Raw genomic sequence first — 21,317 nt, forward strand, 5'->3', positions numbered from 1 at the left:
CCAGGGTGGAAACATTGTAACGCACAACATAGAATGTTTCCACACAGGAAACAACAGGGCAGGAGGAGATGTGGAAGCCGCATCGCAGGGATGCGGCTAAAAGATTACTTCAGCGTATATTCATCGGCGTCGCGCCAGGCCGGGAAGCGCTCGCGATAGTCCTGCAGCGCCTCCAGTGATAACTCGGCGTCGAGGCGCGCGCGGGCGAAGGGTTCAGCGGCCGCGAGGATCTCACCCTGCGGCGAGATAATCCGGCTGTCGCCGCTGTATTGATGCTGATTGCCGTCACTGCCGACGCGGTTACAACCGGCTACATAGGCCTGATTCTCAATGGCGCGCGCCAGCAGCAGCGCCTGCCAGTGCAGCGCGCGCGGTGCCGGCCAGTTGGCGACATACAGCGCCAGATCGTAATCATTCTGGTTGCGCGAAAACACCGGGAAGCGCAGGTCGTAGCAAATCTGCGGCAGAATACGCCAGCCGCGCCAGTGGAACACCTCGCGCGTTTCACCGGGCACATAGTGCTGGTGCTCACTGGCCATGCGGAACAGATGGCGTTTGTCGTACTGGTGCAGCGTGCCGTCGGGCTCCACCAGCAGGAAACGGTTTACCGCGCCCTGGTCGCTCTGAATCGCCGCGCTGCCGCCGACCAGAGCATTCAGGGCTTTGGCATGACCGTGCAGCCACGCCACTACCTGTTCCTGCGGCAGCGAACTGGCCGCCGCCTCCATGGCAAAGCCGGTGGTAAACATCTCCGGCAGCAGAATGACATCGCGGCCCGTCATGCCCTGCAATACCTCATCAAAATGGCGCAGGTTGGCCGCGCCATCCATCCAGCTCAGGGTTTCCTGTAATACGGTAAGTTTTAAAGCTGACATAAACGCTCCGCAGCGGCGTCGAGCGTCGCTTCCTGTTTAGCAAAGCACAGGCGAATGAGCTTGTGCGGGAAAGGGTCCGCGCAGAACACCGACAGCGGAATCGCCGCCACGCCTACTTCGCGGGTTAACCACTGGCAGAAACTGACATCATCCAAATCGGAAATGGCGCTGTAATCCACCAGCAGGAAATAGGTGCCGGCGCACGGCAGTACCTTAAACCGGCTGGCGGCCAGCGCCTGCATCAGACGGTCACGCCGGGCGCGGTAGAAGGCCGGCAGCTCATCAATATGTTCCGGCTGCTGGCGCAGCATATCGGCAATCGCCAGCTGCGCCGGGGTATTCACTGAAAAAGTGAGATACTGATGCACTTTGCGGATTTCGGCGCTGATCGCCGCCGGAGCGATGCAGTAACCCACTTTCCAGCCGGTCATATGAAAGGTTTTGCCGAAGGATGAGACTGCGATGGCGCGCTGACGCAGGTCGGCATGTGCCAGCACGCTGGCATGGCCCTGCTCATCAAAACAGATGTGCTCATAGACTTCATCGCTGAGCACATAAATTTCCTGTCCGGCGATCGCCTGCCACAGCGCGGCGTAGTCGCTGGCGTGCCACACGGTGGCGGACGGATTATGCGGCGTGTTGACGATCACCAGCCGGGTGCGCACGCTGAGCAGGCTGCTGAAGGCCAGCCAGTCGACCTGAAAAGCGGGCGGCTGCAGCGCGATGCGTTTCAGCACGCCGCCGGCCAGCTGAACCGCTGGCGCATAGCTGTCGTAGCTGGGATCAAAGCAGATCACCTCGTCGCCCGGCCGCACCAGCGCGGTGATCGCGGCATACAGCGCTTCGGTTGCGCCCGCCGTCACGGTGATGTCGCTGTTGATATCCGGCCGGTGACCGTACATATCTGCGGTTTTATCGGCGATCGCCTCGCGCAGCGGCAGGGTGCCAATCATCGGCGCGTACTGGTTAGCGCCTTCGCTGACGTGATGTGCCAGCCGCTGCTGCAAATAGCGCGGGCCGTCAAAATCGGGAAAGCCCTGTGACAGGTTGATGGCGTTGTGCTGGGCGGCGAGGGCGCTCATTTGGGTAAAAATGGTGGTGCCGAGCGCCGGTAGTTTGCTCTCGGGGATCAGGTTGGGCTGCGTCATTATCGGGTGCCTTAAGCGCGAATGTCGTTGCGGAGTAACCTTGTGCTGCAGCCACTATAAACAGGATGTTAACGCTTGGCAATCGAGACGCTTAGACGTCTAAACGTGGCTGGCACAGACGCTGCGTGCGCTTATCCGCTGCCGCAGGCCATAAAAAAAGCCTCCGGCTGGAGGCTTTTTACGGTTACGCCGCTTCGCTGGGGCGGGCGCTCGGTTTGGGTTTACTTTCCGGTTTGGCCACCGCCAGCGCCTCGGGCGCAAAATCATCCACGTTGATGGCCTTCAGCCGGCTGGCTTCGGCCCGCGTCAGCACCTTCGCTTCATTCTCGTCAATCCAGCCTTCTTTCAGCGCGCGCTGGGCCAGCGCATCCAGCCGGGTGAAGGAGAAGTGTTTTTTCTGCTGCTGACACAGACGATCGTGAATCACTTCCGCCGCCATCACATCCTGCAGCGCCTGCTCCAGCTGACCGGCCGGGTTGTGCTCACTCGGAGTCAGATACTGGCCACGGCCCAGACGGGTGCGGGTTGCGGACGGCAGCTGCAGCATTTTGGCCAGCTTATGATCCAGTTTATCGGACGGTGCCGGGCAGTGTTTGCCGCCGGCGAAAATCACCAGCCGCAGCGCACCTGCAACCAGGCGATTCGGGAAGTTACGCAGCAGATCGTCCATCGCCACTTCCGCCTGATGCAGCGCATCCTGCACGCCCCAGTGCACCAGCGGCAGATCCGCCTCGTTGCGGCCTTCATCGTCATAGCGTTTCAGCGTGGCGGATGCCAGATACATCTGGCTCAGCACATCGCCGAGGCGTGCCGAAATACGTTCGCGACGTTTCAGGCTACCGCCCAGCACCGCCATCGACACATCCGACAGCAGCGCAAGGTTGGCGCTCAGGCGGTTCAGCTGCTGATAGTAGCGGCGGGTTGCGTCACGGGTTGGCGTAGCGCTGGTGCGGCCGCCGGTCAGGCCAAGCCACAGGCTGCGCACTTTATTGCTGCCGACGTGGCCGATATGGCTGAACAGCGCGCGGTCAAAGGCGACGAGATCGTTCTTCGCGGCGGCATTCATCTCTTCCAGCACCCACGGATGGCAGCGGATTGCGCCCTGGCCAAAAATAATCATGCTGCGCGTCAGGATGTTCGCGCCCTCAACGGTGATGGCGATCGGGGCACCCTGATAGGCTCGCGCCAGGAAATTATTCTCGCCAAGCATGATGCCTTTACCGCCGGCGATATCCATTGCATCAATGATGGCGCGCTGGCCGCGATGGGTGCAGTGGTATTTGACAATCGCTGACAGCACCGCCGGTTTTTCGCCCAGCATAATGCCGCTGGTGATCAGCGTCGCCGCCGCGTCCATCACGTAAGCGTTACCGGCGATGCGCGCCAGCGGCTCCTCAATCCCTTCCATTTTACCGATAGAGACTTTGAACTGGCGGCGAATGTGCGCGTAGGCACCGGTCGCCAGCGCCAGGCTTTTCAGGCTGCCGGTCGCGTTAGACGGCAGAGTAATGCCGCGTCCTACCGACAGGCACTCAACCAGCATGCGCCAGCCCTGACCGGCCATGGCCGGACCGCCGATGATGTAATCGATCGGCACAAAGATATCTTTGCCGCGCGTCGGCCCGTTCTGGAACGGCACGTTCAGCGGGAAGTGACGTCTGCCAATTTCAACGCCTGGCGTATGGGTCGGGATCAGCGCACAGGTAATGCCCAGCTCTTCGGTTTCGCCCAGCAGATGATCCGGGTCGGAGAGCTTAAAGGCGAGGCCGAGTACGGTGGCAATCGGCGCCAGGGTAATGTAGCGTTTGTTCCAGGTCAGGCGCATGCCCAGCACCTGCTGGCCCTGCCAGTCGCCCATGCACACCACGCCAGTATCCGGAATGGCGCCAGCGTCGGAGCCCGCTTCCGGGCTGGTCAGCGCAAAGCAGGGGATTTCATCGCCACGCGCGAGGCGTGGCAAATAGTGATCTTTCTGCTCATCGGTACCGTAATGCTGCAGCAGTTCACCCGGACCCAGCGAGTTCGGCACGCCGACGGTGATCGCCAGGATTCCGGACACGCCTGCCAGTTTTTGCAGCACACGCGCCTGCGCGTAAGCGGAAAACTCCAGACCGCCGTACTCTTTTTTGATGATCATGGCAAAGAAGCGGTGCTGCTTGAGGTAAGCCCACAGCTCCGGCGGCAGATCGGCCATTTCATGGGTGATTTCGAAGTCGTTAGCCATGCGGCAGGCTTCTTCCACCGGGCCATCCAGAAACGCCTGTTCCTCTTCGGTCAGGCGCGGCTGCGGGTAGTTGTGCAGTTTCTGCCAGTCCGGTTTGCCGCGAAACAGATCGCCTTCCCACCAGGTGGTACCGGCGTCGATCGCCTCTTTTTCGGTGCGCGACATCGGCGGCATCACCTTCTGGAAGCTGTGCAGAGCCGGCTTAGAGAACATGCTGCGGCGCATCGCCGGCAGGTTGAAAGGCAGCAGAATAATGGCCAGCGGCAGCAGCAGCCACGGCGTCCACAGGCCGGTGGCGGCCAGTGCCGCGGTCCACAGCAGCACAATCGCACTGCTGAGCCGCAGTGAAACCTGATGGTAGAAGAGGGCGCTAATTAACACCAGCGTCGCGATGATCGAGGCAAGCAACATAATGAACCGCTCCATAAGTTGTAAGAGGTCTGACCTGTTAGTGATAAGGTTTAGAGCAGTGCACGAAATTTATCAATCTGTTTACATCGCAATTACAACCGAACTCACAAAATCGCGCCGGCAATTGGACGCCAGCGCGGCGTCGCGCTTTTCCCTGCTGCGGGCGCTTTGCGGCTCTGGCCCATTCCGTTAAACTTGCTGGGTCAATTTTCCTCTAAAGGACATCCCTATGTATCAGGACATTATTCGCTCAGAACTCAATGAAGCCGCCGATACGCTCAATAAGTTCCTGAGTGATGAAGCCAACATTCACGCCATTCAGCGCGCAGCCGTGCTGCTGGCCGACAGCTTCAAAGCCGGTGGCAAAGTGCTCTCCTGCGGCAACGGCGGCTCGCACTGCGATGCCATGCACTTCGCTGAGGAGCTGACCGGGCGCTACCGCGAAAATCGTCCTGGCTATCCGGCCATCGCCATTTCGGATGTCAGCCATCTCTCCTGCGTCAGCAACGATTTTGGCTACGACTATGTGTTCTCCCGCTACATCGAGGCGGTCGGGCGCGAGGGCGATGTGCTGCTGGGGCTGTCCACTTCGGGTAACTCGGCCAACATCATCAAAGCCGTAGAAGCCGCGCGCGCCAAAGGCATGAAAGTGATTACCCTGACCGGCAAAGACGGTGGCAAAATGGCCGGTACGGCCGATATCGAAATTCGCGTGCCGCACTTTGGATATGCCGATCGCATTCAGGAGATTCACATCAAAGTGATCCACATCCTGATGCTGTTAATCGAAAAAGAGATGGTTAAGTGATGACGTGCTCCTCCCGCGCCCGCGGGAGGTTCTGATAAGGCGGTTGCTATGTGCGAATTGCTCGGGATGAGCGCCAATGTCCCCACGGATATCTGTTTCAGTTTTACCGGTCTGGTGCAGCGTGGCGGTGCAACCGGGCCGCACAAAGATGGCTGGGGCATCACCTTTTACGAAGATAAAGGCTGCCGCACCTTTAAAGATCCGCTGCCGAGCTACAACTCGCCGATTGCCCGCCTGGTGCAGGAGTATCCGATCAAGTCGCACTCGGTGGTGGCACATATTCGTCAGGCCAATCGCGGACAGGTGTCACTGGAAAATACCCATCCGTTTACCCGCGAACTGTGGGGCCGCAACTGGACTTACGCGCATAACGGCCAGCTAAAGGGCTATCGCCAGCTGGAGACCGGGCATTTCCGTCCGGTAGGCGAAACCGACAGCGAAAAAGCGTTTTGCTGGATTCTGCATAAGCTGGCTGAGCGCTATCCGCGCACGCCGGGCAACTGGCCGGCGGTGTTTCGCTATGTGGCGGAACTGGCGACAGAGCTGCGCCAGAAGGGCGTGTTCAATATGCTGCTGTCTGACGGACGCTATCTGATGGCCTTCTGCTCAACCAATCTGTACTGGATTACGCGCCGCGCGCCGTTTGGCAAAGCGAAGCTGCTCGATCAGGATGTGGAGATTGACTTTCTGCAGCAGACCACGCCGAAAGACGTGGTGACGGTGATTGCGACGCAGCCGCTGACCGGTAATGAAACCTGGCACCGCATCGTGCCAGGTGAGTGGGCATTATTTTACCTGGGTGAGCGCCAGGAATGATTTCGACGCCGCTTCCGGCGTGGTCATGACCGGCGTGTTGTTCACCGCATACTGACCGGTTGCCGTCACGTTGACCGTTGGCGGCACGTGGTATTTGGCGAAGTAAGCATAGCCCGGTTGCAGTTCACGCCAGAAGCTGATGTAAGTCGAGTAACGATGACGCTGCATGTTGCTGTCGGTCATGCGGAACGGGAAGATGTTAACCTGCACATCCTGCTGACCGTTGCGCAGCGCGGCGTTCACGTAAGTGAAGATCTCATCCATCGACGCGTTGGTCATGGCATAGCAGCCCACGGACACGCAATCGCCGTGAATCATCAGATAGTTACCGTTATAGCCTTTGGCGCGATCGTACTGATTCGGGAATCCGGTATTGATGGCGCGATAAAAACGGCTGTCCGGCTTGAGCTGATTCATCTTCACGTTATAAAAGCCTTCCGGACTTTTAAAATCGCCCTGACGACGTTTCGGCCCGAGGCCGCCGGAGAAGTTACAGATGCGATAGCTGTCCAGCAGACGATATTCATTACCGATTTTGCCGTACAGTTCCAGCGTACGCTCTTCCTTGAAGATCTGAATAAATACTGGTGTACCCAGTAATTGTTTCTTTAACTCTTTGCTCACCGGAGCCAGCGGCTGCATTGGCTCAGGCGTCATTGCCCAGCTCAGGAGCGGCATAAGAATCATCGCAAACAATAATGCGATTCTGCCCATTCTGTGTGTACCTTGAAGTGAAGAGGAACGCTGACGCAGTGCGTCACTGTATTGCATTATCGGAAATATCCGCTACCGCAGCGCAACATTATCATTGTCTGGCGTTTAATCAAGCCGGAGTCCGAGAAAATGGTGCAATCCTAAAGGGAATACGACCACAAATTTGTAAACTTTAATCGCACGCGCCACAAATATTGCCGTTGTTTTTCTCTGCTGTATACTTATCCAGTATCCGGAGGGGCGTATGCGCAAAATCATTCATGTCGATATGGACTGCTTTTTCGCGGCAGTGGAAATGCGCGACGATCCTTCATTACGTGATATCCCGATTGCCATCGGCGGCAACCGCGTGCAGCGCGGCGTAATCAGCACCGCCAACTATCCGGCGCGGAAATACGGTGTGCGCAGCGCGATGCCGACCGCCACGGCGCTGCGCCTCTGTCCCCATCTGAAACTGCTGCCCGGCCGCTTTGACGCCTATAAAGAAGCCTCGCAGCAGATTCGCGCCATCTTTACCCGCTATACGCCACTGATTGAGCCATTATCGCTGGATGAAGCCTACCTGGACGTCACCGACAGTGAATACTGCCAGGGATCGGCCACGCTGATGGCGCAGGCGATTCGCGCCGATATCCTGCGCGAAACCGGCCTGACCGCGTCCGCCGGCATTGCGCCGATCAAGTTCCTCGCCAAAATCGCCTCAGACATGAACAAGCCAGACGGCCAGTATGTGATCACGCCGCAGGCGATGCCGGACTTTCTGCTGACGCTGCCGCTGAGCAAGATTCCCGGCGTCGGTAAAGTGGCCACCAAAAAGCTGGAAGAGATGGGACTGCGCACCTGCGCTGACGTACAACAGGCCGATCTGGCGCAGCTGCTGAAGCGCTTTGGAAAATTTGGCCGCGTGCTGTGGGAGCGCAGCAACGGCATCGACGATCGCGACGTGGTGGTGGAGCGCGAGCGCAAATCGCTGGGCGTCGAGCGTACGCTGGGTGAGGACATTCATCACTGGGAGCAGTGTCTGGAGATTATTGATTTTCTCTACGCCGAACTCGATCGCCGTCTCAGCGCGATCCGCCCGGATAAGCAGATTGCACGTCAGGGCGTAAAGCTGAAGTTCAACGATTTCCAGCTCACCACCCAGGAGCATGTCTGGCCGGTGCTGAATAAAGACGACATGATCGCCGTGGCGCGTCAGGCCTGGGACGAGCGCCGCGCCGGACGCGGTGTGCGGCTGGTGGGGCTGCACGTCACGCTGGTAAATCCGCAGCTGGAGCGCCAGCTGGTGCTGGGGTTGTAACGGCTGAGCTGCCGCTGGAAGAGCGCTACAGCGCGGTTGCCTGACGCGGCACCGTTACCGTAAATAAAAAATCCTGCCCGGGGGCAGGATTTTTTTTATCGCAACGGCGTTACGCTTTTTCCGGTACCACGTTCAGCAGCGCGGTCAGCAGTTTCCAGTACAGACCGACGCTGTCGATGTGCACCTGCTCGTCCGGCGAGTGCGGACCGGTGATGGTTGGCCCAATCGATACCATGTCCATGTCCGGATACGGTTTTTTGAACAGACCGCACTCCAGACCGGCGTGAATCACCTGAATGTTTGGCGTCTTACCAAACAGCGCTTCATAGGTCTTACGCGTCAGCGCCATGATTGGCGAGTCGGCATCCGGCTGCCAGCCCGGGTAACCGCCTTTCGGCGCGGTTTTCGCCCCGGCCAGCGCACCCAGCGAAGTCAGGGTTTCGACCACCCAATCTTTACCGGTGTCGATCAGCGAGCGAATCAGGCAGATGATCTCGGCGCTGTCCTGCTCCATGGTGACCACGCCGACGTTAAGCGAGGTTTCCACCACGCCTTTCGCCACGTCCGAGTTGCGAATCACACCGTTTGGCGTGCTGTTCAGCAGGTTGATGAAGCGATCGCGGCTGTCTGCGGTCAGCGCCTGGCCCTGATGCGCCAGCGGCTCGCTCAGCACGGCGACGTTCTTCTCTTTACTGCCCAGCTCATTCTGCAGCGTGGCCTGGAAATGGGCGGCAGCAGACTTCAGCGCATCCACTTTATGGCTGTCGATGGCCAGCGTAGCGAACGCCTCGCGCGGAATCGCATTGCGTAGCGTACCGCCGGTGAACTCAATCAGACGGATATCCAGCTCAGCCGCGTGCACGGCAAGGAAGCGCGCCAGCAGCTTGTTGGCGTTGCCGAGACCAAGATGAATGTCCGCGCCGGAGTGGCCGCCTTTCAAACCTTTCAGCGTCAGCTTCAGGGTTTCGAAACCGGCAGGCACGGCCTCGCGGCTCAGCGGCAGGGTAGTGATAAAGTCGATACCCCCGGCGCAGCCCATGTAGATCTCACCTTCCTCTTCCGAGTCGGTGTTGATCAGGATGTCCGCCTGCAGCCAGTTTGGTTGCAGACCAAAGGCGCCGTCCATGCCCGACTCTTCGGTCATGGTCAGCAACACTTCCAGCGGACCGTGGGTCAGGCTGTTGTCAGCCAGCACCGCCAGCGCAGAGGCCATACCGATACCGTTATCCGCACCCAGCGTGGTGCCGCGCGCTTTCACCCACTCGCCATCAACGTACGGCTGAATCGGATCTTTGGTGAAGTCGTGTACCGTGTCATTGTTCTTCTGCGGCACCATATCGAGGTGCGCCTGCAGCGCCACCGGAGTACGGTTTTCCATGCCTGCGGTAGCAGGTTTACGAATCAGGATATTGCCGACCTGATCGCGTTCAACCCAGAAACCTTGCTCTTTAGCCCAGCCAACAACGTATTCGGCTAGCGCTTCTTCATGGTAAGAAGGGTGCGGAATCGAGCAGATTTTTGCGAAGATATCCCACAGCGGCTGCGGGGAAAGTTGAGACAATTCAGACACAACGCGTCTCCTGTGTCAGCGCGGCGGACATACCGCTCGCACGCGGGTTTCCAGTGAAAGATCGCCGTCAGCACATCTGACGTGATGGGCCAGAGAATATCACTGTTTCCTGCCGGGTGCGCCATCGGGCGCGCTAAAAACCTGCAACCGATGTGCCGGTGCTGGTTTTTAACGCGTCAGATCCTTATAATCTCGCGCAACCTTTTCCCCCTTGCATATTTTTAAGCCAATCTCATTGGCCGGGATTCCTTTTATGAGCGAAAAATACGTCGTTACCTGGGACATGCTGCAGATTCATGCCCGTAAACTGGCCCAGCGCCTGCTTCCTGTGGAACAGTGGAAAGGCATCATCGCGGTCAGCCGCGGTGGTCTGGTTCCGGCATCGCTGCTGGCGCGTGAACTGGGGATTCGCTACGTCGATACCGTGTGCATCTCCAGCTACGATCACGATCACCAGCGTGAAATGAAAGTGCTGAAGCGCGCAGAAGGCGACGGTGAAGGTTTTGTGGTCATCGACGATCTGGTGGATACCGGCGGTACCGCGCAGGCGATTCGTGATATGTATCCAAAAGCGCGTTTCTGCACCATCTTCGCCAAGCCGGCTGGCCGCGCGCTGGTGGACGACTACATTGTCGATATTCCGCAGAACACCTGGATCGAGCAGCCGTGGGACATGGGCGTGGTGTACATTCCGCCGATTGTGAAAAGCTGATTGATGCAACGCAAACAACGCCCGGTTATGCCGGGCGTTGTGCTTTCTGCGCCTCGCGCCCGTGCGGCGGGTGCAGTACACTCTTAGCCATCTATGCGACTGCCGCAGGAGAAGCTTAAGATGGCCGAGAAAAATCTCAGCGAAGAACTGTTCAAACCCCGCTTCAAACACCCGGAAACCTCCTCGCTGGTGCATCGCCAGCACCACCCGACGGCGCAGGTGCACAATGCCCTGGAAGGCGATACCCAGCGCGGCTGGTATCGCATGCTGAATAAGCTGCTGTGGACGTGGCGCGGCCTGGCGCCGCAGGAGATCAGCGAAGTGCTGGCGCGCATTGCCGTCAGTAAGTTTGAACACACCGACGAAACGCTGCTGGACACGGTGATTGGCTATCGCGGCGGCAACTGGAACTATGAGTGGTCGAAGCAGGCGGCGCTGTGGCAGCAGCGCGCGATGCAGAACGCCGATCACGATGAGGCCGGCCAGCAGTGGCTGCATGCCGCCAGTCTCTACAGCCTGGCCGCGTATCCCTACATTAAAGGCGATGAGCTGGCGGATCAGGCGCAGGTGCTGGCGAATCGCGCTTATGAAGAAGCCACCCAGCGCCTGCCGGGCGAGCTTAAATCCCTGACCTTTCCCATCAGCGGCGGCAGTCCGGTCACCGGCTTCCTGCATATGCCGGCGCAGGCCAGCGCGCCGTATCCCACCGTGCTGCTGTGCGGCGGTCTCGACTCGCTGCAGAGCGACCATTACCGGCTGTTTCATGATTATCTGGCACCGCGCGGCATCGCCATGCTGACGCTGGATATGCCGTCGGTGGGTTTCAGCAGCAAATGGACGCTCAATCAGGACACCAGCCAGCTGCATCAGCAGGTGCTGCGCGAGCTGAGCAATGTGCCGTGGATTGACCACACGCGTGTGGCGCTGTTCGGTTACCGCTTTGGCGCCAACGTGGCAACGCGACTGGCTTACCTTGAGGTGCCGCGTCTGCGCGCGGTGGCGTCGCTCGGGCCGATGGTGCATCACGTGTTTGTCGATGCACAGCGCCAGCAGCAACTGCCGGATATGTATATGGACATGCTGGCCAGCCGGCTGGGCATGTCGTCGACCTCCGACAGCAATCTGCGCATCGAGCTCAACCGCTATTCGCTCAAAGTGCAGGGCCTGCTGGGCCGCCGGACGCCGGTGCCGATGCTGGCCGCTTACTGGCCCAACGATCTGTTCAGCCCGGAAGAGGAGGCGCAGCTGATCGTCAACTCCTCGGCGCAGGGCAAGGCGCTGGCGATTCCCGCCACGCCAGTGTTTGCCAGCTTTGATAAGGCGCTCAATCAGATTTGCGACTGGCTGGCAAAACAGTTGCAGCGCTAACTGGCGAAATACGCAGACTCTGCTACAACTTATCTTCGGGAAAATACGTGCGGTGGCGTTTTGCCGCCGCGCTGCGTTTTATACGGTTTATTTGAGGGAGAGAGTTAGCATGACGTTACCGAGTGGTCACCCCCGTAGTCGCCTGCTTAAGCGCTTCACCGAATTGGGGCCGTACATCCGTGAAGGACAGTGTGAAGAGACGCGTTTCTTCTTTGATTGCCTGGCAGCGTGCGTCAACGTCAAACCGGCGCCGGAAAGCCGCGAGTTCTGGGGCTGGTGGATGACGCTGAACGCCTATGAAGATCACTTCACCTACGAATATCACTTCGGCCTGTTTGATAAAGACGGCGACTGGAGCGTGGCCGCCATCAAGGGCAAAGAGAACAATGAGAAAGTGGAGAGCACGCTGCGTAATTTCCACGAGCGCCTGAAAGCCACGCTGCATGAGTTTAAGCTTGATCTCAGGCCCGCGGCGGGGTTCAAAGAAGAGCCGGTTAAACTCAGCGCCTGAACCTGAGTCAGACCTGAATAAGAAAGAGCCGGTGATGAGCCGGCTCTTTTTTTACAGACACAGACAGGGTAATGCTGAAGCTTAGAACTGGTAGGTCAGACCGACCGCCACCACGTCATCGCTGTTGATGCCCAGCGGGTTGTTGTCATCCAGCTGGTTGATTTTGTAGTCAACCATGGCCGACATGTTTTTGTTGAAGTAGTACGTCATCGCCACGTCGACATATTTCACGATGTCCGCATCGCCAATGCCTTCAATGTCTTTGCCTTTGCTCTGCACGTAGCCCAGCGATGGACGCAGACCGAAGTCGAACTGATACTGTGCAACCACTTCAAAGTTCTGCGTTTTATTCGCCACGCCGCCTGTGATTGGCGTCATGTTACGGGTTTCAGAGTAGGTCGACGCCAGGTAGATGCTGTTCGCATCATATTTGATGCCCGCGCCCCAGGCTTCCGCTTTGTCACCACGGCCCAGACGGGTCGCCACGTCCTGCGAGTTGGTACGGTCAGCAGAGGAGATCGCACTCATCAGGCTGACACCGCTATCGCCGAGGGTGTAACCCAGTGACGCACCGTAACCGTCGCCGTTCTGCTTAGGAATCTCTGAACGGCCGTTGGCGCTGGTGGAATCGTTCTTGCCCTGATACTGCACCGCGAAACGCAGGCCATCAACCAGACCGAAGAAATTGCTGTTGCGGTAAGTAGCGACGCCAGAAGTACGGCCCAGCATGTAGGTGTCGGTGTAGGCACTGTCGCCACCGAATTCTGGCAGCACGTCGGTCCATGCCAGCACATCGTAAACCACGCCGTAGTTACGACCGTAATCAACAGAGCCGTAGTTACCAAACTTCAGACCGGCAAAGCCCAGACGGGTTTTGTTACCGATGTTAGCGTCGGTGTTGGTTTCCGCGCGGTTACCCTGGAACTGATATTCCCACTGACCGTAGCCGGTCATCAGGTCGTTAATCTGCGTCTGCCCTTTGAAGCCCAGACGGATGTAAGTTTTGTCGCCGTCAGCGGCTGCGTTGTCGCTGAAGTAGTGCATGCCTTTCACACGACCGTACAGATCCAGTTTGTTACCGTCTTTGTTATAAACTTCTGCGGCTTGTGCGGTTGAGGCCAGAGCCAGCGCGGAAACGATGAGTGCCAGTGTGCTTTTCTTCATTTTGCTATCAATCCCAATGAGTAAAATTTGTTGTACCCGTGAAAAGGTTTGTAAAACACGGGACGTTTTACCGACTGGCAATGAAGGTTTTATGACATTTTTTCTGATTTCTTGTTAATCGCGAACTTTTGGTCTACCCGCTTGTCAGGCGTTTTTTGTGCTTTTCCCCTTGCCGCTGTTGGCTTCCTTGCTGACTCCTGTTAAAACGTCCCTTCGCAGATTTTTTTCTTACATGGCAGGAAAAACATGAGTGGCAGTCAGACCCTGGTGGTCAAATTGGGTACCAGCGTCCTCACCGGCGGATCGCGCCGGCTGAACCGGGCGCATATGGTGGAGCTGGTTCGGCAGTGTGCACAACTGCACGCCGCCGGTCATCGCATTATCATCGTCACCTCAGGCGCGATTGCCGCTGGTCGCGAACACCTTGGTTACCCGGAACTGCCACCGACCATCGCCTCAAAGCAGCTGCTGGCTGCGGTGGGGCAGAGCCGTTTAATCCAGCTGTGGGAGCAGCTGTTCTCCATCTACGGTATCCATATCGGGCAGATGCTGCTGACGCGCGCCGACATGGAAGACCGTGAACGCTTCCTCTACGCGCGCGATATGCTGCGCGCGCTGCTCGACAACCATATCGTGCCGGTGATTAACGAGAACGACGCGGTGGCAACCGCGGAAATCAAGGTTGGCGATAATGACAACCTGTCCGCGCTGGCGGCGATGCTCGGCGGTGCCGATAAACTGCTGCTGCTGACCGATCAGCCTGGTCTGTTTACCGCCGATCCGCGCACCAATCCCGAAGCAGAACTGATCAGCGATGTGCATCAGATTGATGATGCGCTGCGCACGCTGGCTGGCGGCAGCGTCTCCGGTCTCGGCACCGGCGGCATGGCCACCAAACTGCAGGCGGCGGATGTCGCCTGCCGCGCCGGCATTGACGTGATCATTGCGGCCGGCAGCCGCCCGGATGTGATCGGGGATGTGCTGCACGGCAAACCGGTGGGGACGCGCTTCCACGCGCAGCAGTCACCGCTGGAAAACCGCAAGCGCTGGATCTTCGGCGCGCCACCGGCGGGTGAGATCACCATAGACGACGGCGCGCTGGCGGCGGTGCTGGAGCGCGGCAGTTCGCTGCTGCCGAAAGGCGTCCGTGACGTGCAGGGCAATTTCTCGCGCGGCGAAGTGATCCGCATTCGTAACCTGCAGGGGCGCGATATCGCCCACGGCGTCACGCGCTACAACAGCGATGCGATGCGCATGATCGCCGGTCATCACAGTCAGGAGATTGGTGAGATCCTCGGTTACGAATATGGCCCGGTTGCGGTGCACCGCGACGATATGATCGTCAGTTAAGGAGCGGATGATGTTAGAACAGATGGGTAAAGCGGCGCGTGAAGCGTCGTACAAACTGGCGGAGCTCTCCACCGAACAAAAAAATCAGGTGCTGCTGACCATCGCCGATCGGCTGGAAGCGGAAAGCGCCGACATTCTGGCGGCTAACCAGCAGGATCTGGCCGATGCGCGCACTAACGGCATGAGTGCGGCGCTGCTCGATCGTCTGACGCTTAACCCGCAGCGCCTGAAAGGCATCGCGGATGATGTGCGCCAGGTGTGCCGTCTGGCCGATCCGGTTGGCCAGCTGATCGACGGCGGGCTGCTCGACAGCGGCCTGCGCATTGAGCGACGTCGCGTGCCGCTTGGCGTGATTGGGGTGATCTACGAAGCGCGCCCGAACGTCACGGTCGATGTGGCGTCACTGTGTCTGAAAACCGGCAACGCGGCGATTCTGCGCGGCGGCAAAGAGACCTGTCGCACCAACGCCGCCACGGTGCGGGTGATCCAGAACGCGCTCATTGAGCATGGTTTACCAGCAGCAGCGGTGCAGGCGATTGAGAACCCGGATCGCGAACTGGTGAATCAGCTGCTGAAGCTCGATCGCTACGTTGACATGCTGATCCCGCGCGGCGGTGCCGGGCTGCACAAGCTGTGTCGCGAAAATTCCACTATTCCGGTGATCACCGGCGGTATCGGCGTGTGCCATCTCTATCTTGACGAAACCATGGAGACGGACGCCGCGCTGGAGGTGATTGTTAACGCCAAGAAACAGCGTCCCAGCGCCTGTAACTCGCTGGAAACCCTGCTGATTCATCGCGATCAGGCTGAGCGTTTCATTCCGGCGTTTCTGCAGCGTATGGCGCAGGATAACATTGCGCTGCACGCCGACGAAAACGCGCTGGCGCTGCTGCAGCAGGGCCCGGCCAGCGTGGTGGCGGTGCAGATGCACCAATACGACGATGAGTGGCTGTCGAACGATCTGAACGTCAAGCTGGTGGCGGACCTCGATGAAGCGGTCGCGCACATCCGCGCGCACGGCACCCAGCACTCCGACGGCATTCTGACGCGCAGTATTGGCAACGCCAATCGCTTCGTGAATCAGGTCGACTCATCGGCAGTGTACGTCAACGCCAGCACCCGCTTTACCGACGGCGGCCAGTTCGGTCTCGGCGCTGAAGTGGCGGTCAGTACGCAGAAACTGCATGCGCGCGGTCCGATGGGCCTCGAAGCGCTCACCACCTACAAATGGATTGGCTGGGGCGACGATACCCTGCGCCGTTAGTTTTCTCTCCGGCATCATAATGGGCACCTGACGCGGTGCCCTTTTTGATCGCTTTCGATCCAGTTATTTCCAGAGCTTTTCGTTTTATTCCTGTCATCTGTGGCGCGCCTGCGGCTTTTCGCCCATTTTTTGCTGTGGGTGCTGGTCTCAGCGTTACAGAACAATCCTGAAAACCCCTGTCAGAACAAGCTGTCAGAGATTCATTACTGGTTTCCACCAGGGCGAAGAGGATAATGATCGTCCAGCTTTATTGATAAAAGCGGTTGGGTAGTAAACTAGCGGTAATATAAAATGAACTGGTAGCAAAAATGAAAATAACATTCAGTCTTTTACTGATGGCAGACTATTAACTGATGGTTAAAAAAGAGAGTACGAGACAAGCTTTTACTGCCAGGCTGATTGCCGCATGCGAGAGCGCGGGAATTGTCGGACATGGACGGAACAAACAGGTCGCTCAGGCACTGCAACAACGGGGATGCAGGATCTCAACTCCAGGGGTCTGGAAATGGTTTAACGCGCAATCCATTCCGGATGACAGTAATCTGCTGGCGCTCAGCCAGCTGTTAGGCGTGCGCGTGGAGTGGCTGCAGTTCGGCATGGAAAAACCGGATGTGGCGCTTGCCCGTCAGCGCCTGATCGATCCGCAGCACATGTTCCGCGTCGAAAGCCTGGACATCGGGCAACGCAGCGCACAGGGTATTGTCGCGCGCGACGAACTGGTCGAGACCATTCAGGCGATTGAATACGGTCTGGATGAGGCGCGCGTGCTGTTTAACGGTCGTCCGGCCGAAAATATCCGGCTGATTGCCCTGAACAGTGACTCCATGGCCGGTACTTTTGCTCCGCGCGATCAGCTGTTCGTCGATATCAGCGTGCACCGCTTCGACGGCGACGGCATCTATCTGTTTAATCTCGACAACCAGCTCTACCTCAAGCGGCTGCAGTTACAGCACAAGAAGGTGGCGGTGATCTCCGATAACAAACGCTACGAGACCTGGTATCTGACGCTGGACGAAGCGGCGTCGCTGCAGGTGATTGCCCGCGTCATCATGAGCCAGGCGCGTGACTATCAGATTCTGGGGTGAGCAGCAGTGCGTTAACCGGCAAAAAAATAATCCGGCTGAAATCAAAAATTTAACTGTCGGTAAATAAAAAATTAACTGACAGTGTTTGCCAATGCATTAGAACCTGTTAATAATTTGACCATAGATGGACGACATCTCTGCTCCCGGACGAGCCCGCTCTTAAACAATTGAGGCGCTGCACAAGCGCGAGACAACCCACCCAAAGTCAGTGAATTTTGGGATGGGGTGGATACGCACTTAGCAGCGTCGTCAGTTGTCCTCTGCTTTTACTCTCCTCTGCTTATACCTGGCCGTTTTTTACGGCCGGGCAAGCCAGTTGCGGGTGATTGCAGAGGGGCCACGGACGTCCCGGTCTGTGCCGAATCGCCGTGCTCACCACCCCATCGCCAAAGACTCATTCACAGGAGGAGTTATGGCGATTATTCAATATGGCAAATCAGTCTTTAGCGGAAACGCGCGCACCCGTCGCCACCGGCGGCGTCAGCCGCTCAGCCGCCTGAAGCGCAGCATCGACAGTGCCCTGGGCCTGGAGTGTGATGAGATCACCCTGCGCACCGCTGAGCGCATCTGCCAGCGGGAAATCCGCTCCCGGGTAGACCGCGCAGTACTGGCGCCCACGCGGCCCTGCAACGACAACCCCAGCTTTGATAACTGCTGTTTGCCCCACGTTCATCTGTACGCCGTGCGTTAATTCTCTGCTGTTTTTCCAGTTCTGAACGGAACGTTTCACCTTTCCTCACTGTTTAGTTGCGCTTGAGCGTTGCGCTTAACGGCTGCCTGTCGCCCGGCGCAACCGATCAGCGAGGTTTATGTGTTGTGGTTATTTGCGCAGCTTTTCATGCCGTTGCGCCCGTCAAAGAGGAACCGTTATGAGCCAAATCATTGCCATTTTGAATTTCGAAGAGGGATACCGCGAAGCGCCATACCTCGACACACAGGGGTTTCCCACCGTTGCGGGCGGTATTCGCATCGGGCCGAAAGGCGCGTCGCTCAGCCACTATATCTTCCGCGTGCCGCGCCGCGTTGGTGACGTGTGGAAGCAGTGCATCGTTGAGGGCAAGGTGCAGGAGATGCAGCAGCGCGCGTTGGTGCAGCAGGCACTGAGTCAATGCAACGAGGCGCGCAGCGATGTGCTGATCAGCATGGCCTACCAGATGGGCGTTGACGGTCTGGCGCTGTTTCGCGGCATGCTCACCGCGGTGACGCAACGCGATTTCGACGCGGCGGCGAACGCCATGCTCGACAGCCTGTGGGCGCGGCAAACCGCGGGGCGCGCCCGGCGTCATGCCGAAGTGATGCGCACGGGCACCTACGACATCTACCGGGGGCTGCTATGAACATGCGCTGGCTGTTGTTCGTTATCGCCGTGCTGGCGGCCATCATCCTGCTGCTGTTGCTCCAGCGCTTCACCACGCTGGAGTTTGTTAAACACGCGCGCCTGCTGTTTAAAACCTGGTCGGTGTGGCTGGCGTCGCTGGGTTCGATGCTCAGCGCCTGGGTGCAGTCGTTTCCCTCGTCAGCGCTGGATGCATGGAACGCGCTGCCGGCGGATATCAAAGAGATTCTGCCGCACAACTATCTCGGCCTGATCGGCGCCTTCATGGTGGCGATGGGCGTACTGGCGCAGTTCGTGCGTCAGAAGAACCTGGTGGAGCAGAGAAAAACGCTGGAGGACAAACCATGAGCTTTCTTCTTTCTCAGCTTGCCGGCAGCTGGCACTGGCTGGCGGCGATTGGCGGCGTGATTGCCGCGCTGATTGCCAGCTACGCCGGCGGCAAAAAAATCGGCAAGGTGCAGCAGCAGGCGAAAGCTGATGTTGCGCAGGCCGAAAAGACCGCCGCGCAGGCGGTTGAAGTTAATCACCAGCAGCAACAGCTGCGTGAGGAGGCCAGACGTGTGGAAACCCGCAACGGTAATCTTGATGACGCTGCTGCTCGTGACAAGCTGCAGCAGTCGAAATACCACCAACCCTGAGGCGCCCGTCGTTATCGACTCCGCCTGTTCGTTATTTTCCCCGATTTACACCCACGGCAATGACGCCGAACGCATGGACATTCGCACCGTGCGCGCCATCAACAATCACAACGATCTCTGGGACCAGCACTGCCGCCCGGCGGCGCACTGACGCTGTTCTCTCGCTTTGTATTGCAAACCTGAAATGCCGAGGAGGCTAAGATGATCGAAGTTAACTCTTTTGCTGAACTGCGTACCACTGTGCCGGCCAAAAACGGCGATCTGGCGTTCCTGCGCCGCTATAACCCGGACTCCACCTTCCGTGGCGGCGGTGATTTTACCGGCTTTATCGGCACCACCACGGCCGCCGATGACGGCGGTACGCTGGCAGTCGGCAATGGCTTTTACTGGAAACGCGTGATCAACGATCCGGCCGACGTCAACGTCTACCACTTCGGCGCGAAAGGGGACGGTTACGCTAACGATACCGACGCCTTTAACCGCATGCTGGCGTGGACGCAGGGCTACAGCGGTAATATCCGTGACCTGCCGGTGCGTTTCCCGGGCGGTAAATTCCTGATTAACCCTATCGACATCAGCGCCACCGAGATCGCCTTTTTTGGTCTGCAGGGGGATGATGTGGAGCTGGGTTCGCTGCCGCGCACCACCATCATCTCCGACAAAAGCGCCAACACGGTGTTCAAAGTGAAGGCGCGGCGGACCGCGATCAAAGGCATTACCTGGCACGGTCAGGCATCGGCCGACGTCACCACCAACACCGGCACCATTACCGCCGAGATGTGCACCAACGTGCAGCCATTCTTCGAAAACACCTGCATCGAAGGCACCACGTTAAATATTTACTGTTTCCGTGCGCAAAACAGCGGCGGCACGGTGATTAAAGCGCTGGATACGCTCGACAGTAAATTCGACCAGATCTACTCGCTGTGGACCTATGGCCGGGTGTTTGATATTGGCTGGTCAAACTCGCCAAACGGCAAGTGGGACCACTCAACGGCTATCGAGATCTGCAACTGTAACTTCCAGACCGGCTACGGCGACGCCACGCTGTACATGCCGCGCGTGACGCAGGGCATTATGCGTAACGTGTGGATTGAGCACACGCGTAATCCGGGCGATCTGTCGGACGGTGCCTGGAGCATTGATACGCTGAACATTGAGGATTGCGGCTCGCCGTTCAATCTCAATAATGCGCGCGTCATCATGCGCCAGATTGGCCTGCAGTCCGGAGCGAAGATCTCGAACGATATGGCCGGCACGCGCTGGCTGTCGACCTTTGACTACGGCTATCGCCGCGAAGAGCATCACGGCACGCTGATCACCGGCTCATTCCGCGCGGGCTACTACAGCGGCCACAAAGTCACCAACAATACCGACACCGATAACTGGTATCGCCTCGGCCAGCTGTTCTTCCCGACGGCGAATCAGCAGTGGGTGATGGAGCTGATTGGTAAAGCCGACGCCACCCAGCCAACCGGAACGGCCGCTTCGCCGGTCAATCTGGCGGGCACCGGGAAAACGTGGATTAACCTGCAGCGGCTGGAAACGGTATGGGCTGACGCCTGCCATATGGGGCAGCCAGCGGTGCTGGATATTCGCTACAGCCGCGTCGGCACCACCTATGCCGTGGTGTGGGTGAAGCTGCGCGCCAACAGCGGCGATACGCTGATTAATCTGAAGACCACCGGTCCGACGCGTTTTGAAGCCGGCTCCTGCTCGCTGTTCCAGCCTGATTTCTCGGTGGTGACGGATACCACCAAAATGGGCACCCTCAAACCGGCGGCGCGCTTTGGCCTGCACAATGGCGTCGCGGGTATTGGGGCTAACGAGAAAGGCGTGCTTACCGTCGCGACGGCAGCAGGTACGCCGACCAATAAAACCACGCCGACGGGCTTTGTGCTGGTCAATATCAACGGTGTCGATCGTAAGCTTCCTTATTACGATTGAGGCCAGCACCTTTTGGCGAGGCTGCAGCCTCGCCTTTTTTTGTGCCTGACGCGAGAGGGCGCTGATCCGCCGCGGT

20 protein-coding genes are annotated in these 21,317 nt (G+C 58.4%); 14 read left to right on the forward strand and 6 right to left on the reverse strand.

Going from position 1 to position 21,317, the window contains the following annotated elements; translation table 11 throughout:
- Positions 1-104 precede the first annotated feature (104 nt).
- The 3 genes from KOL70_RS00110 to fadE form a co-directional block, all read right to left on the reverse strand.
- Positions 105-875, reverse strand: a complete 771-nt coding sequence (locus tag KOL70_RS00110; protein ID WP_215480043.1) for an amidohydrolase — start codon at positions 873-875, stop codon at positions 105-107.
- The gene (locus tag KOL70_RS00115) at positions 863-2,023 is read right to left on the reverse strand and encodes a pyridoxal phosphate-dependent aminotransferase (protein WP_215480044.1); all 1,161 of its coding nucleotides are present in this window, start codon (positions 2,021-2,023) and stop codon (positions 863-865) included. Before KOL70_RS00115 ends, KOL70_RS00110 begins: the two co-directional genes overlap by 13 nt.
- A 184-nt stretch (positions 2,024-2,207) precedes the next feature.
- Positions 2,208-4,658, reverse strand: a complete 2,451-nt coding sequence (fadE, locus tag KOL70_RS00120) for an acyl-CoA dehydrogenase FadE (protein ID WP_215480045.1) — start codon at positions 4,656-4,658, stop codon at positions 2,208-2,210.
- Between the two features lie 229 nt (positions 4,659-4,887).
- On the opposite strand from fadE, the gene lpcA reads away from it, so the two are divergent.
- Positions 4,888-5,466 (forward strand): D-sedoheptulose 7-phosphate isomerase, encoded by a 579-nt coding sequence (gene lpcA / locus KOL70_RS00125; protein ID WP_021507284.1) that lies wholly within the window; start codon positions 4,888-4,890, stop codon positions 5,464-5,466.
- Positions 5,467-5,514: 48 nt separating this feature from the next.
- Complete coding sequence (locus tag KOL70_RS00130) at positions 5,515-6,282, forward strand: class II glutamine amidotransferase (RefSeq protein ID WP_021507283.1); 768 nt, start codon at positions 5,515-5,517, stop codon at positions 6,280-6,282.
- Here KOL70_RS00130 and dpaA read toward each other — a convergent pair.
- Positions 6,253-6,996 (reverse strand): peptidoglycan meso-diaminopimelic acid protein amidase, encoded by a 744-nt coding sequence (gene dpaA / locus KOL70_RS00135; protein WP_021507282.1) that lies wholly within the window; start codon positions 6,994-6,996, stop codon positions 6,253-6,255. The two genes, KOL70_RS00130 and dpaA, sit on opposite strands and share 30 nt — an antisense overlap.
- Before the next feature lie 244 nt (positions 6,997-7,240).
- Here dpaA and dinB point away from each other — a divergent pair, with 244 nt between their 5' ends.
- Positions 7,241-8,296, forward strand: coding sequence for a DNA polymerase IV (dinB, locus tag KOL70_RS00140; protein ID WP_127833721.1), 1,056 nt, complete (start codon positions 7,241-7,243; stop codon positions 8,294-8,296).
- 109 nt (positions 8,297-8,405) lie between these two features.
- On the opposite strand, the gene pepD is transcribed toward dinB, so the two are convergent.
- Positions 8,406-9,866, reverse strand: a complete 1,461-nt coding sequence (pepD, locus tag KOL70_RS00145) for a beta-Ala-His dipeptidase (RefSeq protein WP_021507280.1) — start codon at positions 9,864-9,866, stop codon at positions 8,406-8,408.
- A gap of 253 nt (positions 9,867-10,119) precedes the next feature.
- On the opposite strand from pepD, the gene gpt reads away from it, so the two are divergent.
- The 3 genes from gpt to crl all read left to right on the forward strand — a co-directional run bounded on the left by gpt (position 10,120) and on the right by crl (position 12,457).
- A complete protein-coding gene (gene gpt / locus KOL70_RS00150; RefSeq protein ID WP_021507279.1) occupies positions 10,120-10,578 on the forward strand; it encodes a xanthine phosphoribosyltransferase in 459 nt (152 codons plus the stop codon).
- Between the two features lie 120 nt (positions 10,579-10,698).
- A complete protein-coding gene (frsA, locus tag KOL70_RS00155) occupies positions 10,699-11,946 on the forward strand; it encodes an esterase FrsA (protein WP_058769336.1) in 1,248 nt (415 codons plus the stop codon).
- 109 nt (positions 11,947-12,055) lie between these two features.
- Entirely contained in the window at positions 12,056-12,457 is a 402-nt protein-coding gene (gene crl / locus KOL70_RS00160; RefSeq protein ID WP_021313042.1) for a sigma factor-binding protein Crl, read from the forward strand.
- 81 nt (positions 12,458-12,538) lie between these two features.
- Here the strand turns inward: crl and ompC are convergent, their stop codons facing one another.
- Complete coding sequence (gene ompC / locus KOL70_RS00165; protein ID WP_021507277.1) at positions 12,539-13,621, reverse strand: porin OmpC; 1,083 nt, start codon at positions 13,619-13,621, stop codon at positions 12,539-12,541.
- A gap of 246 nt (positions 13,622-13,867) precedes the next feature.
- Between ompC and proB the strand changes: the two genes are divergently transcribed.
- The 8 genes from proB (at position 13,868) to KOL70_RS00205 (ending at position 21,241) form a co-directional block, all read left to right on the forward strand.
- Positions 13,868-14,971, forward strand: coding sequence for a glutamate 5-kinase (gene proB / locus KOL70_RS00170; protein ID WP_021507276.1), 1,104 nt, complete (start codon positions 13,868-13,870; stop codon positions 14,969-14,971).
- A 10-nt stretch (positions 14,972-14,981) separates the two neighbouring features.
- A complete protein-coding gene (gene proA / locus KOL70_RS00175; protein WP_215480919.1) occupies positions 14,982-16,235 on the forward strand; it encodes a glutamate-5-semialdehyde dehydrogenase in 1,254 nt (417 codons plus the stop codon).
- Between the two features lie 353 nt (positions 16,236-16,588).
- Entirely contained in the window at positions 16,589-17,320 is a 732-nt protein-coding gene (locus tag KOL70_RS00180) for a S24 family peptidase (protein ID WP_031279669.1), read from the forward strand.
- Positions 17,321-17,732: 412 nt separating this feature from the next.
- Positions 17,733-18,011: a hypothetical protein gene (locus KOL70_RS00185; RefSeq protein WP_021507273.1), complete on the forward strand. Its 279-nt coding sequence runs from the start codon at positions 17,733-17,735 to the stop codon at positions 18,009-18,011.
- Positions 18,012-18,189: 178 nt separating this feature from the next.
- Positions 18,190-18,657 carry a glycoside hydrolase family protein gene (locus tag KOL70_RS00190; protein WP_021507272.1) on the forward strand — a complete coding sequence of 156 codons (468 nt, stop codon included), beginning with the start codon at positions 18,190-18,192 and terminating at the stop codon, positions 18,655-18,657.
- Between the two features lie 2 nt (positions 18,658-18,659).
- Positions 18,660-19,004 carry a hypothetical protein gene (locus tag KOL70_RS00195; protein WP_031279668.1) on the forward strand — a complete coding sequence of 115 codons (345 nt, stop codon included), beginning with the start codon at positions 18,660-18,662 and terminating at the stop codon, positions 19,002-19,004.
- Positions 19,001-19,294 carry a hypothetical protein gene (locus KOL70_RS00200; protein WP_021507270.1) on the forward strand — a complete coding sequence of 98 codons (294 nt, stop codon included), beginning with the start codon at positions 19,001-19,003 and terminating at the stop codon, positions 19,292-19,294. The genes KOL70_RS00195 and KOL70_RS00200 overlap by 4 nt, the downstream gene beginning before the upstream one ends.
- Before the next feature lie 201 nt (positions 19,295-19,495).
- A complete protein-coding gene (locus tag KOL70_RS00205; protein ID WP_215480046.1) occupies positions 19,496-21,241 on the forward strand; it encodes an amylovoran biosynthesis protein AmsF in 1,746 nt (581 codons plus the stop codon).
- The last annotated feature ends 76 nt before the right edge of the window (positions 21,242-21,317 follow it).

This window comes from Pantoea sp. B270, assembly GCF_018726825.1.
In the GTDB taxonomy this organism is placed as follows: domain Bacteria; phylum Pseudomonadota; class Gammaproteobacteria; order Enterobacterales; family Enterobacteriaceae; genus Pantoea; species Pantoea dispersa.

Bases quoted from the DNA above. Each gene is read 5' to 3' on its own strand.
- KOL70_RS00110 (WP_215480043.1), bottom strand. From the start codon at position 875: ATGTCAGCTTTAAAACTTACCGTATTACAGGAAACCCTGAGCTGGATG.
- KOL70_RS00115 (WP_215480044.1), bottom strand. From the start codon at position 2,023: ATGACGCAGCCCAACCTGATCCCCGAGAGCAAACTACCGGCGCTCGGC.
- fadE (WP_215480045.1), bottom strand. From the start codon at position 4,658: ATGTTGCTTGCCTCGATCATCGCGACGCTGGTGTTAATTAGCGCCCTC.
- lpcA (WP_021507284.1), top strand. From the start codon at position 4,888: ATGTATCAGGACATTATTCGCTCAGAACTCAATGAAGCCGCCGATACG.
- KOL70_RS00130 (WP_021507283.1), top strand. From the start codon at position 5,515: ATGTGCGAATTGCTCGGGATGAGCGCCAATGTCCCCACGGATATCTGT.
- dpaA (WP_021507282.1), bottom strand. From the start codon at position 6,996: ATGGGCAGAATCGCATTATTGTTTGCGATGATTCTTATGCCGCTCCTG.
- dinB (WP_127833721.1), top strand. From the start codon at position 7,241: ATGCGCAAAATCATTCATGTCGATATGGACTGCTTTTTCGCGGCAGTG.
- gpt (WP_021507279.1), top strand. From the start codon at position 10,120: ATGAGCGAAAAATACGTCGTTACCTGGGACATGCTGCAGATTCATGCC.
- frsA (WP_058769336.1), top strand. From the start codon at position 10,699: ATGGCCGAGAAAAATCTCAGCGAAGAACTGTTCAAACCCCGCTTCAAA.
- crl (WP_021313042.1), top strand. From the start codon at position 12,056: ATGACGTTACCGAGTGGTCACCCCCGTAGTCGCCTGCTTAAGCGCTTC.
- ompC (WP_021507277.1), bottom strand. From the start codon at position 13,621: ATGAAGAAAAGCACACTGGCACTCATCGTTTCCGCGCTGGCTCTGGCC.
- proB (WP_021507276.1), top strand. From the start codon at position 13,868: ATGAGTGGCAGTCAGACCCTGGTGGTCAAATTGGGTACCAGCGTCCTC.
- proA (WP_215480919.1), top strand. From the start codon at position 14,982: ATGTTAGAACAGATGGGTAAAGCGGCGCGTGAAGCGTCGTACAAACTG.
- KOL70_RS00180 (WP_031279669.1), top strand. From the start codon at position 16,589: ATGGTTAAAAAAGAGAGTACGAGACAAGCTTTTACTGCCAGGCTGATT.
- KOL70_RS00185 (WP_021507273.1), top strand. From the start codon at position 17,733: ATGGCGATTATTCAATATGGCAAATCAGTCTTTAGCGGAAACGCGCGC.
- KOL70_RS00190 (WP_021507272.1), top strand. From the start codon at position 18,190: ATGAGCCAAATCATTGCCATTTTGAATTTCGAAGAGGGATACCGCGAA.
- KOL70_RS00195 (WP_031279668.1), top strand. From the start codon at position 18,660: ATGCGCTGGCTGTTGTTCGTTATCGCCGTGCTGGCGGCCATCATCCTG.
- KOL70_RS00200 (WP_021507270.1), top strand. From the start codon at position 19,001: ATGAGCTTTCTTCTTTCTCAGCTTGCCGGCAGCTGGCACTGGCTGGCG.
- KOL70_RS00205 (WP_215480046.1), top strand. From the start codon at position 19,496: ATGATCGAAGTTAACTCTTTTGCTGAACTGCGTACCACTGTGCCGGCC.